The sequence below is a fragment of the Thermosynechococcus sp. NK55a genome (genome assembly GCF_000505665.1).
Lineage (GTDB): Bacteria > Cyanobacteriota > Cyanobacteriia > Thermosynechococcales > Thermosynechococcaceae > Thermosynechococcus.
In genome coordinates, this window is record NC_023033.1 from 37,606 (window position 1) to 49,607 (window position 12,002).

12 protein-coding genes are annotated in these 12,002 nt (G+C 51.6%); 2 read left to right on the forward strand and 10 right to left on the reverse strand.

Annotated features, from left to right (window positions below):
* Nucleotides 1-3: 3 nt before the first annotated feature.
* Nucleotides 4-381 (reverse strand): response regulator transcription factor, encoded by a 378-nt coding sequence (locus NK55_RS00165; protein ID WP_024123847.1) that lies wholly within the window; start codon nucleotides 379-381, stop codon nucleotides 4-6.
* Nucleotides 378-1,523 carry a response regulator gene (locus NK55_RS00170; protein WP_024123848.1) on the reverse strand — a complete coding sequence of 382 codons (1,146 nt, stop codon included), beginning with the start codon at nucleotides 1,521-1,523 and terminating at the stop codon, nucleotides 378-380. Before NK55_RS00170 ends, NK55_RS00165 begins: the two co-directional genes overlap by 4 nt.
* A 439-nt stretch (nucleotides 1,524-1,962) precedes the next feature.
* On the opposite strand from NK55_RS00170, the gene NK55_RS00175 reads away from it, so the two are divergent.
* Both NK55_RS00175 and NK55_RS00180 read left to right on the forward strand, forming a co-directional pair.
* Nucleotides 1,963-2,904, forward strand: a complete 942-nt coding sequence (locus NK55_RS00175) for a bile acid:sodium symporter family protein (RefSeq protein ID WP_024123849.1) — start codon at nucleotides 1,963-1,965, stop codon at nucleotides 2,902-2,904.
* Nucleotides 2,905-2,951: 47 nt separating this feature from the next.
* A complete protein-coding gene (locus NK55_RS00180; protein ID WP_225871761.1) occupies nucleotides 2,952-4,289 on the forward strand; it encodes a MotA/TolQ/ExbB proton channel family protein in 1,338 nt (445 codons plus the stop codon).
* A gap of 3 nt (nucleotides 4,290-4,292) precedes the next feature.
* Here the strand turns inward: NK55_RS00180 and urtE are convergent, their stop codons facing one another.
* From urtE to NK55_RS00220, 8 genes are all read right to left on the reverse strand, one after another.
* Entirely contained in the window at nucleotides 4,293-4,991 is a 699-nt protein-coding gene (urtE, locus tag NK55_RS00185; RefSeq protein ID WP_041429339.1) for an urea ABC transporter ATP-binding subunit UrtE, read from the reverse strand.
* 50 nt (nucleotides 4,992-5,041) lie between these two features.
* Nucleotides 5,042-5,818: an urea ABC transporter ATP-binding protein UrtD gene (urtD, locus tag NK55_RS00190; protein ID WP_024123852.1), complete on the reverse strand. Its 777-nt coding sequence runs from the start codon at nucleotides 5,816-5,818 to the stop codon at nucleotides 5,042-5,044.
* Nucleotides 5,819-5,823: 5 nt separating this feature from the next.
* Nucleotides 5,824-6,993, reverse strand: coding sequence for an urea ABC transporter permease subunit UrtC (urtC, locus tag NK55_RS00195; protein ID WP_024123853.1), 1,170 nt, complete (start codon nucleotides 6,991-6,993; stop codon nucleotides 5,824-5,826).
* The gene (locus tag NK55_RS00200; RefSeq protein ID WP_024123854.1) at nucleotides 6,986-8,143 is read right to left on the reverse strand and encodes an ABC transporter permease subunit; all 1,158 of its coding nucleotides are present in this window, start codon (nucleotides 8,141-8,143) and stop codon (nucleotides 6,986-6,988) included. Before NK55_RS00200 ends, urtC begins: the two co-directional genes overlap by 8 nt.
* 111 nt (nucleotides 8,144-8,254) lie before the next feature.
* A complete protein-coding gene (urtA, locus tag NK55_RS00205) occupies nucleotides 8,255-9,568 on the reverse strand; it encodes an urea ABC transporter substrate-binding protein (RefSeq protein WP_024123855.1) in 1,314 nt (437 codons plus the stop codon).
* 160 nt (nucleotides 9,569-9,728) lie between these two features.
* Nucleotides 9,729-10,073, reverse strand: a complete 345-nt coding sequence (locus NK55_RS00210; RefSeq protein WP_024123856.1) for a histidine triad nucleotide-binding protein — start codon at nucleotides 10,071-10,073, stop codon at nucleotides 9,729-9,731.
* Between the two features lie 28 nt (nucleotides 10,074-10,101).
* On the reverse strand, nucleotides 10,102-11,310 hold the full coding sequence (ispG, locus tag NK55_RS00215; protein WP_024123857.1) for a (E)-4-hydroxy-3-methylbut-2-enyl-diphosphate synthase: 1,209 nt from the start codon (nucleotides 11,308-11,310) through the stop codon (nucleotides 10,102-10,104).
* A 121-nt stretch (nucleotides 11,311-11,431) separates the two neighbouring features.
* Complete coding sequence (locus NK55_RS00220; protein ID WP_157869603.1) at nucleotides 11,432-11,740, reverse strand: helix-turn-helix domain-containing protein; 309 nt, start codon at nucleotides 11,738-11,740, stop codon at nucleotides 11,432-11,434.
* Nucleotides 11,741-12,002 lie beyond the last annotated feature (262 nt).

Genomic DNA, 12,002 nt, shown 5'->3' on the forward strand with positions numbered 1-12,002 from the left:
ACATCATTGAGGCAAGGGAGGTAAGTACTCGTTAATGGTTTCAATTAAATCTTCCGGTTCAAAGGGTTTCGTAATGTAGGCATTCCCCCCCTGACGCAACGCCCAAAAACGATCAAAGTCCTGATCCTTAGAGGAGCAAAAGATAATCGGCACCGTCTTGAGGAGGGAATTCGCCCGTACTTCGCGGCAGAGTTCAAAGCCATTGGCCCCTGGCATCACAATATCGAGGACAATCAAATCCGGTGGCTGATGCGTAGCCAACCATTCCATGGCTTTTTCCGCTGTTTCCGCCACATGGGCCTGGTGTCCCAATTTCTCTAAAATTGAGACAATCATGGTTTGCTCTGTGCGGCAATCCTCAACGACGAGCACCTGCTTCATGAATGACTCTCCATTGCTGCAGTCCGAGTAAATCGCTCCGCTAACGATAGTAACTCCTGCGGGGTAAAGGGTTTCGTTAAATACTCCGTGGCCCCTGCCATCCGTGCTCGAATCCGATCCACTAGCCCGTCGCGCCCTGTGAGCATGACTACTGGCACATCCTTAAGGGCTTCTGTTTGCCGCAGTTGACGGCAGAGCTCATAGCCATCCATTTCTGGCATTGAGATATCCATCAAGACTAAGTCAGGCTTAGTATCATTGAGGGCACTTAGGGCATGGGTTGGTTTCATCAAGCCTAGCACCCGATAACCACAGGTTTCCAAAATCAGGCGGACATTGCGCTGAATGGTGCGGCTATCGTCAATACAAGCCACGATGGGGCGAGTATCACTGGTGGGGATAGTGTAGGGATGCTGGGCAACCAAACCATTGACTAAGGCGGGTTGCAGTAACTGAGCAGTGGCGATCGCCTCCCTGCGCAACTGAGTCGCCACTTCATAGAGTACGGGGGTCTGCTCCAAGAGTTGAGGCAAGGCAGCGGCAATATTGCGGCCATAGTCCATTGGCCACAGATCAGCGGGAACTCGCTCGGTTGTGGTTAGCACCAGTCGTTGCAGCGGCGAGTTCAAATAGGTGCGCACCTGTACTGCTTGGGTAATGGCTTGCCGCAGTTGACTGAGAGTTTCCTTGATTGGCACACAGAGAACCAAGGGATCAAGACCCGCCACCCGCTCCATCTGCAACGCGGCTTGGGGCATAGCAAAGATATGAACCAGCGCTTCTTGACTAAAGAGAAAGAGTAGCCTACGCAGTTGGGGAAGGGTCAATTGCCCCTGTTGCCAAAGACGACAGAGATACTGATACTCCGTTTCATCGGTTGCGAGTGTGGTGCTGAGTTGAGGGCAATAGCGTTGACACAGGTAGTTGAAGCGTTCCTGATGCCCAACAGTGCTATTGGCGTAATGTAGTTGACCATTGCCCACATACAGGTTCCAGCCGATGGAGGGGTCCCTCGGATCGGTAAATATTAAGTGACCGGAGAGGCGATCGCCAATCACCCTCTGAATCACCCGTGCTGGAAATGCCAATGCTTTGTTGCCCACTGGCGCTACTGAACTTGACGTAGGTGTGCTTGCTGTCATAGAAATTGTTCCTTTAACAATCCGATAGATCGCTAATAGTTCGCTGAATCAGTAATAGACAACTGCGGCGTTAAAAGTCTATAAATTTTTTGATATCGTTAGGGCCAGAAGTAAAAGCTTAAAGTACCCAATGCTAAATCCTTAGGCTTGCTGTACAAAGAAAACTGTTTTATTCCCCTTGTTATCAGAATTGAACAGACACAAGGCAGTGAAAATCGTTTTCACACACGTTCACCGCTTCTGTAGTCGAAAATAATATCATGGAAAGGAAAAACCTGTAGCTACTCCAATTTTTCCAATCATTCCCCCAATCTCTATATTTTTCAGTATTTTTGCTCTATCTTGCATTGTAAAGCTCCTGTCTTCCCGAAAAATGTATTCTACTTAACGTTTCCTTGACGTTCTTTATTAGGATCCTTATAGTTATAGGCTTTTCCTAATGTCCCGCTCCGAATGGTTGACCAGCCTATTCCCGCTTTGGGTAATGCTTACGGCAATTGTGGCGCTAGTGTATCCACCCCTATTTTTGTGGGTCAGCAGCGATCTCATTGTCTGGATCTTGATGATTGTCATGCTGGGGATGGGAATCACGCTGAGTTGGCAGGAGTTCCAGGCCGTGGGGTTAATGCCTCGCACGGTTGCCCTCGGATTTGTTGGCCAGTACGTGATTATGCCGACGGCGGGATGGCTGGTTGCACAGCTATATCAATTGCCCACGCCCTTTGCCGTAGGACTAATTTTAGTCGCTTGCTGCCCTGGTGGAACGGCCTCCAATGTGGTGACGTTTATTGCCCGTGCCCATGTGGCGTTGTCAGTCGTCATGACCCTTTGCTCAACGCTGGCAGCGATTATTTTGACACCCCTATTAACCAAGCTACTGGCAGGTCAATACGTTGAAGTAAACGCCCTGCAACTATTTTGGGGCACAGTCCAAGTGGTATTGCTGCCCATTGTGATCGGCTTAGCTTTGAATACCAAAGCCCCCAACTTGGTGAAAAAAGTGCTCCCTATTTCTCCCTTGATTTCAGTTTTGGGCATTTGTGTCATCTGTGGTGGCGTGTTTGCAGCAAGTGCCAAGGCAATTCTCAGTCATGGTTTGCAACTGTTGGCAGCTGTTGTGTCCCTCCACAGTTTGGGCTTTCTTGGCGGCTACTATCTTGCTCGAGCTGTGGGCTATTCAGAGCGCACCTGTCGGACAATCGCCATCGAGGTGGGCATGCAAAACTCTGGGCTAGGGGTGGCGTTAGCGCGGCAAGCCTTTGCAAATCCCCTCACTGCAGTACCCTGTGCGATTTCGGGGGTGGTGCATTCCCTAATTGGCAGTCTCTTGGCGGGTATTTGGCGGTGGCAGCAGGGAGCAGCAGCTGTTCCAAAAATCTGAGGCTCCTTCACGATAGATTGAAAAATGTTTGCGCCCTGAGTATTGTCATGACAGCTTCTTCTCCCATTTCGACAACAACTGCGCCTTCCCTGACCCCAGTACCAGTACCCCGCTGGGATCTCACTGTTCCGCTGTGGTTGGCGCTGGCGATCGCTGCCGTTGCCACGGTCATCCTCTACATTTTCTTTTTGCCCTTTCAGGGCACCTACCTTGGCCAACTGCTTCTCAATCGCGGCTGGACGCAACCCGTGGCTGTCTTTTTTGCGTGGACGGTTTTGGTGTTTACAATTTTGAAGGCGATTGCTCTGTTTCAACAGACCCCCAGCCTGCGTCAAATCTGGATCCCCGCCAACTACCCCTTCACCGCGATGCGGGATATTTTGCAATTGCAGCAAACCCTTGCCCAACGGCGGACGCTCCTTCCCAATCGCTGTGCTCGTGTTTTAGGGGCATTTCTCAGTAGTGGCCAGCGGGAGATTGCTGTTGAAGCCGCCGCAGAAGACAGTGGCAGTGCCGCAGCCGCCACCGATGCCTCCTATACGATTCCCCGGGTTCTAGTCTGGGCAATTCCCCTGTTGGGTTTTATTGGCACGGTGGTGGGGATTAGCCAAGCGGTCAGTGGCTTTTCCAGCTTTTTGGAGACAGCTCAGGACGTGAACCAAATCAAGGAGGGGATTGGTGGTGTGACGACGGGGCTAGCGGTGGCCTTTGATACTACCCTTGTAGCCTTAGTGCTGAGTGTGCTGGTGATGATCCCAATGGTAATCATTGAACGCTGGGAGAATAAGTTGCTGCTGCAAATTGACACCTACATTAACGATCAACTGCTGCCCCGCCTCCCCGTTACGAATATGACCGCAGGGGTGGATGGTGAACCCCTCCAACAAGTGATTCAGGAAACTATTCGCACGGCGTTGCCCACAGAAGAAAAGCTACAAAAACTGTTGGAGAACTTAAATCAACTGGCCCTTACTGTGATCAGGGATCGGCAGCAATTTGTGGCTACGCTCGAGGAGCGGCAGCAACAGTCCATTGAGCAGTTTGAGCGCCTTGTAACCCAGATTCAGCACAGCCAAAGGGAACTGCGGGCGCAGGTCAACCAGGAACAGACCGCCATTGCCCAAGAACTGCGGCAACAGAGCCAGTACATGGCCCAACTTTTGGCCGAGAGCGATCGCACCCTGCAACAGCGGTTACAACTGTTAGAAACCCTCAACCAAGCCCTGCAGGCCCTCGCGGATACAGGGAATCTGCAACTGCTTCTCGATCGCCTCAACGACACGCTGGGGCATCTGCAACCCGTATTACGGCAACTGGCACAGCCCCGACGAATGATGCTGGTGGAGCAACCCGGCTCCTTGGAGGGGGGCGATCGCCCGCTTTAGAGGCTAGACCGCGAGGAACCGCTGAATCACCTCTTGGCTGAGATCACTGGTAGGGCCAGAGGCAACAATGCCCCCCTTTTGCATTGCATAGTACCAGTCCGCCTCACGGACAAAGTGGAGGTGCTGTTCCACTAGGAGAACAGAAATGCCTCGGGCGGCAATAATGCGACGAACCGCCGCCTCAATCTCAAGGATGATCGAGGGTTGAATGCCTTCGGTGGGTTCATCCAGCAAAAGCAGTTTGGGTTCTCCCATTAGGGCGCGAGCGATCGCCAACTGTTGCTGCTGCCCACCGCTGAGATCTCCCCCCATGCGGTGGAGCATTTTCTTCAGGATAGGAAAGAGTTCAAAAATTTCCTCTGAAATCTCCTGTTTTGCCCGCTGACGGGGACGCGCCTCCAAGCCAAGGAGGAGATTCTCCTTCACCGTCAACCGGGGAATAATTTCCCGTCCTTGAGGTACATAGCCAATTCCCAGCTTGGCTCGCTGATCCGGACGCAACGGCAAGAGAGATTCTCCTTGACAGTCCAGCTGGCCACTGCGGGGCTTGATCAGGCCAATGACTGTTTTCAGGAGTGTGGTTTTGCCGACGCCATTACGGCCAATGAGGCACACCATTTTGCCAGGGGGCACACTCAGGTCAATATCCCGCAGGATATGGCTTTCGCCGTAATAGACATTGAGGCCACGAATGCGCAGCATCCAATCGGCATCCACTGCTGTCCTCGCTAGGGGGTAGTGATCAACGCGAGTCATGGTTGTTGTGCTAAGTCGGATTCTTCGAGGGGAGCACCTAAATAGACTTCAATCACGCGGGGATCATTTTGTACGGTTTCAATAGAACCTTCGCAAAGTACCGAGCCCTCATGGAGAACCGTAACCGTGCGAGCAATTTGGCGGACAAACTCCATATCGTGCTCAATGACAATAATGGAGTGGCTTTCGGCCAGGGCCACTAGAAGCTCTCCCGTTAGGTGGGTCTCCTCATCCGTGAGACCTGCCACCGGTTCATCCACCAATAGCAAATCGGGGGATTGTGCCACCAGCATGCCAATTTCTAGCCACTGCTTTTCACCATGGGAGAGGAGTCCTGCCGGAAAGTTAGCTTTTGGCCGCAGACCAATGGTATCAATGGTATCAATCAAGCTGTGCAAGCGATCGCGCTCCTCGCGGGACAGTGGCTGAAACAGCATTGCCAAGACACTCTTACGGCGGGCTACTGCTAACTCCAAATTTTCCTGCACTGTTAGGTTGAGATAGACGCGGGGAGTTTGAAACTTGCGACCAATGCCCATACGGGCAATTTGATCTTCGCTATAGCGACGCAGATTGCGCCCTTTGAAGAGCACTCGCCCCTGTGTCGGCTTGACTTTGCCCGTAATCACATCGAGGAACGTGGTTTTACCAGCACCATTGGGGCCAATAATCACCCGTAGTTCCCCCGCCTGCATCTGAAACGAGAGATGATTTAGGGCATTGAAACCATCAAAGCTAACGGTGAGATCCTCAATCTCAAGGATAGGTGTCATGGCAATTATTTGCCCTCCTGCTCGAGAACTTGACGCTCATATTGCACCTCAGGATCAAACTCCAACTCTGGATATGTTGCCACGGGTTGCGGTCGCCCCAAGAGTTTCGCAATCAGGTTGGGGGCTTCGGTGCGCAGCCAGCCAACAATTCCCGTAGGTAGTGCCAACACCACAATTAAAAACAGTGCCCCTTGAAAAAAGAGCCAAATATCGGCAAATTGCTCACTCAACAGACTGCGGGCAAAGTTGACCAAGAGTGCTCCCAGCACGGCTCCAATGAGGGTGGCACGGCCGCCAACCGCCACCCAGATCACCATCTCAATTGAGAAGGCAATGTCCATCGCTCGTGGTGAAATGATGCCTGTGCGCAGGGTAAAGAAAGCGCCACCGATCCCTGCCAAGGCAGCGGAAATAGCAAAAACGAGTACCTTATAACTGGTCGGATTGTATCCTGAAAAACGGACGCGGACTTCATCATCGCGAATAGCAACCAGTAGGCGGCCAAAGCGTCCCATTGTCAGACAACGGCAAAGAAGATAGGCCAAGGCCAAGAAAATTACTGTTATGACATAGAACCAATACTGGGTCTGGGCATTGCGCACAGGGAACCCCAGCAGGGTTTGAAAATCCGTCAGGCCATTGGTGCCGTTAAAAAGTTTTTGCTGACCATTAAAGAAGTTAAAAAAGACGATGATGGCTGCCTGAGTAAGGATAGAGAAATAGACCCCTCGGATGCGGTTGCGGAAGACAAGGTACCCTAAGAGTGCCGCCAATAGGGCTGGGATCAGCACCACTGCTGCGACAGCAAAGGCAAAGGAATAGAAGGGATACCAAAACCACGGCAACTCCGTGACCCCGTAGAGGGACATAAAGTCCGGCAGTGGACTAGGGGCAGTGGTGGGTACCTGTAGTTTCAAATGCATGGCGATCGCGTACCCCCCCAAAGCAAAGAAAATGCCATGACCAAGGCTGAGCAACCCCGTAAACCCCCAAATCAGATCAATCCCCAAAGCCACAATCGCCAGAGCCAGATAGCGGTGCAGCAAATCCAAGCGAAACCCCGGCAACAGAGGTGGCATCACGAAAATCAGGATCAAAGCAAGGATAGCCACCACGATTAACTCGCGACCACTGAGGCGATCTTTCGGAAAAAAGAACTGCGATAGCTTAGGCATCGACCATCCGTCCTTTTTGTGGAAAAAGACCAGCGGGACGCAGTTGTAGGAAAGCAATAATCAGGATGAAGACCATCACCCGTGCCATGCTGGTACTAGCAAAAAATTCAAAGAAGTCAAACAGTGCTGTTTGCGGTTCAAGAAAGCGGGTCATCAACCCCGAACCAATGACATAGTTGACAAAGCCAATGCCAAGGGCAGCCACAATCGAACCGACAATTTTACCGACTCCCCCCACGACAACAACCATGAAGGCTTCAACAATGTAGTTCTGACCCGTATTGGGGCTCACAGAACCCAAAAGGCTAATGGCACAGCCTGCTACTCCCGCTAGACCAGAGCCAAGGGCAAAGGTGAGGGTATCAACCGTTTGGGTGGGAATACCCAAGCAGGCACTCATACTGCGGTTTTGAGTTACGGCGCGAATCCGTAGGCCCCATTGCGATCGCAGAAGAAAGAAGTAAATCGCCGCCAGACACACCACCGTCAGGGCAATAATAAAGAGGCGCACAAAGGGAAACTGCACCCCCCAAAGATTCACTCCTCTCCGCAGCCAACTGGGAGCGGTCACATCCACCCCCTGAGCACCAAACCAGGGCTTCGTCATTGCCAGGCCCACCGTGCCCCCAGCCACGAGGCTAGCCGTCAGGCTAATCCCGAAAGAGAGCACCAGTAACACTGGCGATACCCAAGCCTGCCAACGGGGAGCGATCGCCCGTTTAGAGAGGAGCCAGCGGCCACCAAAGAAGAGCAGACAAAAGAGGGCGATCTGCAGCGTCATCTGCCAACTTATACTGCGCACCAACTGTTGCAGGATCAAACTCACACCCCAAGTGGCCAAGAGGGTTTCAAGGGGGCGACCATAGAGATAGCGAATGACTCCCCGCTCAAGAACGACACCGATCCCCGCTGCCACGGCAAAGGCTAAGGGCACTGCTATTAATAGATAGGCATCAAACCAACCCTCCCCCAATTGACGGAAGCCATTTTGTACCACGAGGGTAGTGTAGGCTCCCAGCATCATCAGTTCGCCGTGGGCAAGGTTAATCACGCCCATAATGCCAAAAACAATCGCCAGCCCCAGTGCGGTTAACAGCAACACCGCACCGATACTCATGCCATTGAAGACACTTTCTAGCAAAAAGGTCATGGTTCTAAAACCTGTCAGAAAAAAGCCACCCCAGACAGCCAACTGTGATTGTCAAGCGCCTTAGGGGGCAAAAACTGTTTTTAGGACTACTAAATTTCGGAAATTAGGGAATCAAGCCCCCCCAGCCTTAAATTTGCCGGGGTTATCCACATCAGTGCGCGTCCAATCGCAGGCGAAACCCTTGGTTTCCGGCACAAACTGGTTCCAAGGCAGTGGATCCACGGGCTGGGGTGTGGAGTAAACAATCTTAAAGAGACCATCTTCACCCACCTCACCAATGCGCACTGTTTTGGAAATGTGGTGGTTCGGGAACATCTTCACGGGACCTTCCGGGGCATTAAACGTCTGGCCAATGGCAGCTTGGCGCACTTTTTCCAAATCGTCAGCTGTGCCTGCCTGTTCCACGGCCTGTTTCCAGAGGTGAACGGCAATGTAGGCGGCCTCCATTGGATCATTGGTGACGCGGTTTTGGCCAAACTTCGCTTTGAAGGCCTCGACAAACGATTTATTTTCAGGGGTATCCACAGTCATAAAGTAGTTCCAAGCAGCATACTGCCCCTTGAGGTACTCAACGCCAATGGCTTGAACCTCTTCCTCAGCAATACTGACGGACATCGTTGGGTATTTATCTGGTGTCAGACCTGCTCCCTGCAACTGCTTAAAGAAGGCCACATTGCTATCGCCGTTGAGGGTGTTGAAAATCACACCGCCATCGGGCAAGGCATTGCGAATGCGAGTAATGATGGGCGTGACTTCGGTGTTACCCAAGGGCAGATAGTCTTCACCCACTGTTTCACCACCTTTAGCCGCCAGTTGTGCCTTGATAATTGTGTTGGCCGTGCGGGGAAAGACGTAGTCTGAGCCCACTAAGAAAAATTTCTTACCCTTGTTTTGCAGGAGCCAATCTACGGCAGGTTCGATTTGCTGGTTGGGAGCGGCACCCGTGTAAAAAATGTTTTTCGAGCACTCTTGACCTTCGTACTGCACAGGGTACCAAAGCATGTGATTCTTGGATTCAAAAACCGGCAGTACTGCTTTCCGAGAAGCAGAAGTCCAGCAGCCAAAAACCGCTACCACTTTATCTTGATCGATTAATTTCGTGGCTTTTTCGGCAAAGGTCGGCCAGTCAGATGCCCCATCCTCCAGAATAGGTTGAATCTGCTTGCCCAGAACCCCCCCCGCTTGGTTGATTTGCTCAATGGCCAGTTGGGTAGCATCCACCACACTCTTTTCACTAATGGCCATGGTGCCACTTAAAGAATGCAAAATCCCCACTTTAATAGTGTCACCACCAGCGGCGGTTGGTTGTCCACCACCTCCGGTTTCTGTAGCTGGAGCACACCCTTTAATCAGAAGGCTCGTTCCCAATGCGGCTGAGCCATAGACTAAAAATTTCCGGCGTCCAAGTCCAAATTGTTGAGCCATGGGGTTTTGTTCTCTCGTATAAGCAATAATCTCCCATAGATTAAAAGACATGATTGGTGTAAACTGTACTCTAGGCTACAAAGTTTCAGCGATCGCTCCCCATGGCTAAGTACCCTTTGTCAAGAAGTGGATTGACTGCTAGACAAGTTTAGCTCGGACCTTAGCCCGGTGGCCATTGCATGGGTCGCCCACCCAACAAGTGTAAGTGCAGATGATAGACTGTTTGCCCACCGTCGGGACCATTGTTAATGACAACGCGATAGCCATTCGTTAGACCCTCTGCCTCGGCAATGCGTTTCGCAGTCAGCAGCAGGTGCCCCAGCACGCGGTGATCTTCAGGTTCTGCCAGGCTTAGTTGGGGAATCGGCTTTTTGGGGATCACCAGAATATGTACAGGGGCTTGGGGGTTGATGTCGCGAAAGGCCAGACACAGCTCATCTTCATGGACAATGTCCGCAGGAATCTCGCGGCGAAGGATGCGGCTAAAAATGGTTTCCGTGGTCATGTTTTGCTCCTCACAGATACTTGATAGTTTAGGGATCAACCCAGCGGCCATCGGCCTTGATTAATTCCACAAGGGCAGCCACGCCTTCCGCTTCTGGGACTTTCTTAACTTCCTCACGGCCGCGATAGAGGGAGATGTAGCCCGGCTGTTTGCCCACATAGCCATAGTCGGCGTCGGCCATTTCCCCCGGCCCATTGACAATGCAGCCCATGACGGCAATATTCAGACCCGTCAGGTGTTTGGTAGCTTCACGGACTTTGTGCAGCACTTCCTCAAGGTTAAAGAGCGTCCGCCCACAGGAGGGACAGGCCACATACTCCACCATGGTTCGCCGCAGGCCCAAGGCTTGCAAAATGCCGTAGCAAACCGGAATTTCTTTTTCGGGAGCTTCAGTGAGGGACACACGAATTGTGTCGCCAATCCCTTCGGCAAGGAGGGTGGCAATGCCTGCGGTGGATTTGATGCGGCCATACTCGCCATCCCCAGCTTCGGTGACGCCCAAGTGGAGGGGGTAGTCCATGCCCAGTTCGTCCATGCGCTTGACCATCAGGCGGTTGGCAGCAATCATCACCGGTACCCGTGAGGCCTTGAGGGAAATTTCCAGGTTGTAGAAGTTCAACGACTCGCAGATGCGGATAAATTCCAGGGCCGATTCCACCATTCCTTCTGGGGTATCGCCATAGGTAAAGAGCATCCGCTCAGCAAGGGAACCGTGATTGACGCCAATGCGCATGGATTTGCCCTGATCGCGCAGCGAGATCACCAGTGGCTCAAGGGTTTCGCGAATTTTGGCACCAATTTCCTCAAATTCCGCTTGGGTATATTCAGTGCGATTGGGCTTGGGTTTCTCAAAGACGTAGAGCCCCGGATTGATGCGTACATTGTCCACATACTTGGCAACTTCAAGGGCAATTTTCATGCCGTTGTGGTGGACATCGGCAACAAGGGGCACAGGTTTGTAGGTTTTGTAGAGGCGATCGCGAATCTCTTCCATGGCCTTGGCATGGGCAAGGCTGGGTACTGTCACCCGCACAATTTCACAGCCAATTTCATGGAGACGACGAATGGCGGCCACTGAGCCTTCAATATCTAGCGTGTCTTCATTGATCATTGACTGCACCGCCACGGGATGACCGCCCCCAATGATGACAGAGCCAATGGGCACTGGACGGGTTTTGCGACGGACAATGGCGGTTTCTGTCGGAGTAGCTTGAACAGGACTCGGCAGCGTTTGCATAGGATCTAAGTGGCCAAATTGTGCAACTTCTCCCTTTCAGGATGCCATAGAAGCGGCAAACTGCGGCAGGCGATCGCCCCCCAAGACATTTGCCATAATTCTCTGGGAACTTAAACAATTCTCAAGCGTCCCCTTTGCTATTAGCAGCAGCCTTTAACAACTCTAAGGCTGTTTCCAGCAACTGAATTGCCCTAGCCGGAGGTAAGTGACGCAATTTGCCAAGAATCTCAGCCACCAGTTGTTCTTCTTCTGGATAGGTGACTTCCGTTTCATTGAGGTAGGCCATAAAGCTCTCTAAATTATTAAAGCCAAAAACCCGACTTAACTTTAACAGGTTTGCGGTATTTGGAAATGACACCATATTTTCCCATTTTTGCAAGCAGGTATAGGAGATTCCTAACTCAGCGGCAAAGGCACGTTGACTGCGCATCCCCCGTTTATAACGTAGAAGCTTAGAGAGTTGCTTTTGAGAGAGTGGACTAACCATGGGGAACCGAAATACATCCCTAGACAGGGCATTGTGTTTCTCAATAACTTTACATGTTAATCTCATCTAATAACTTTACATGTTAATTTTAACTAATAACTTTACATGTTAATCTCATCAACGCCCACTTTCGCTACACTGTCAAAAGTTGTCACTTGACAACCTTACTGCCTGCAATTAAACTACAGTTAAAACTTTGTCGGGC

Coding starts and splice junctions, on each gene's coding strand:
- NK55_RS00210 (WP_024123856.1), bottom strand. CDS start 10,073: ATGACCACGGAAACCATTTTTAGCCGCATCCTTCGCCGCGAGATTCCT.
- urtC (WP_024123853.1), bottom strand. CDS start 6,993: ATGCCTAAGCTATCGCAGTTCTTTTTTCCGAAAGATCGCCTCAGTGGT.
- NK55_RS00175 (WP_024123849.1), top strand. CDS start 1,963: ATGTCCCGCTCCGAATGGTTGACCAGCCTATTCCCGCTTTGGGTAATG.
- urtA (WP_024123855.1), bottom strand. CDS start 9,568: ATGGCTCAACAATTTGGACTTGGACGCCGGAAATTTTTAGTCTATGGC.
- NK55_RS00220 (WP_157869603.1), bottom strand. CDS start 11,740: ATGCGCAGTCAACGTGCCTTTGCCGCTGAGTTAGGAATCTCCTATACC.
- NK55_RS00200 (WP_024123854.1), bottom strand. CDS start 8,143: ATGACCTTTTTGCTAGAAAGTGTCTTCAATGGCATGAGTATCGGTGCG.
- NK55_RS00180 (WP_225871761.1), top strand. CDS start 2,952: ATGACAGCTTCTTCTCCCATTTCGACAACAACTGCGCCTTCCCTGACC.
- ispG (WP_024123857.1), bottom strand. CDS start 11,310: ATGCAAACGCTGCCGAGTCCTGTTCAAGCTACTCCGACAGAAACCGCC.
- urtE (WP_041429339.1), bottom strand. CDS start 4,991: ATGCTGCGCATTCGTGGCCTCAATGTCTATTACGGCGAAAGCCATATC.
- urtD (WP_024123852.1), bottom strand. CDS start 5,818: ATGACACCTATCCTTGAGATTGAGGATCTCACCGTTAGCTTTGATGGT.
- NK55_RS00165 (WP_024123847.1), bottom strand. CDS start 381: ATGAAGCAGGTGCTCGTCGTTGAGGATTGCCGCACAGAGCAAACCATG.
- NK55_RS00170 (WP_024123848.1), bottom strand. CDS start 1,523: ATGACAGCAAGCACACCTACGTCAAGTTCAGTAGCGCCAGTGGGCAAC.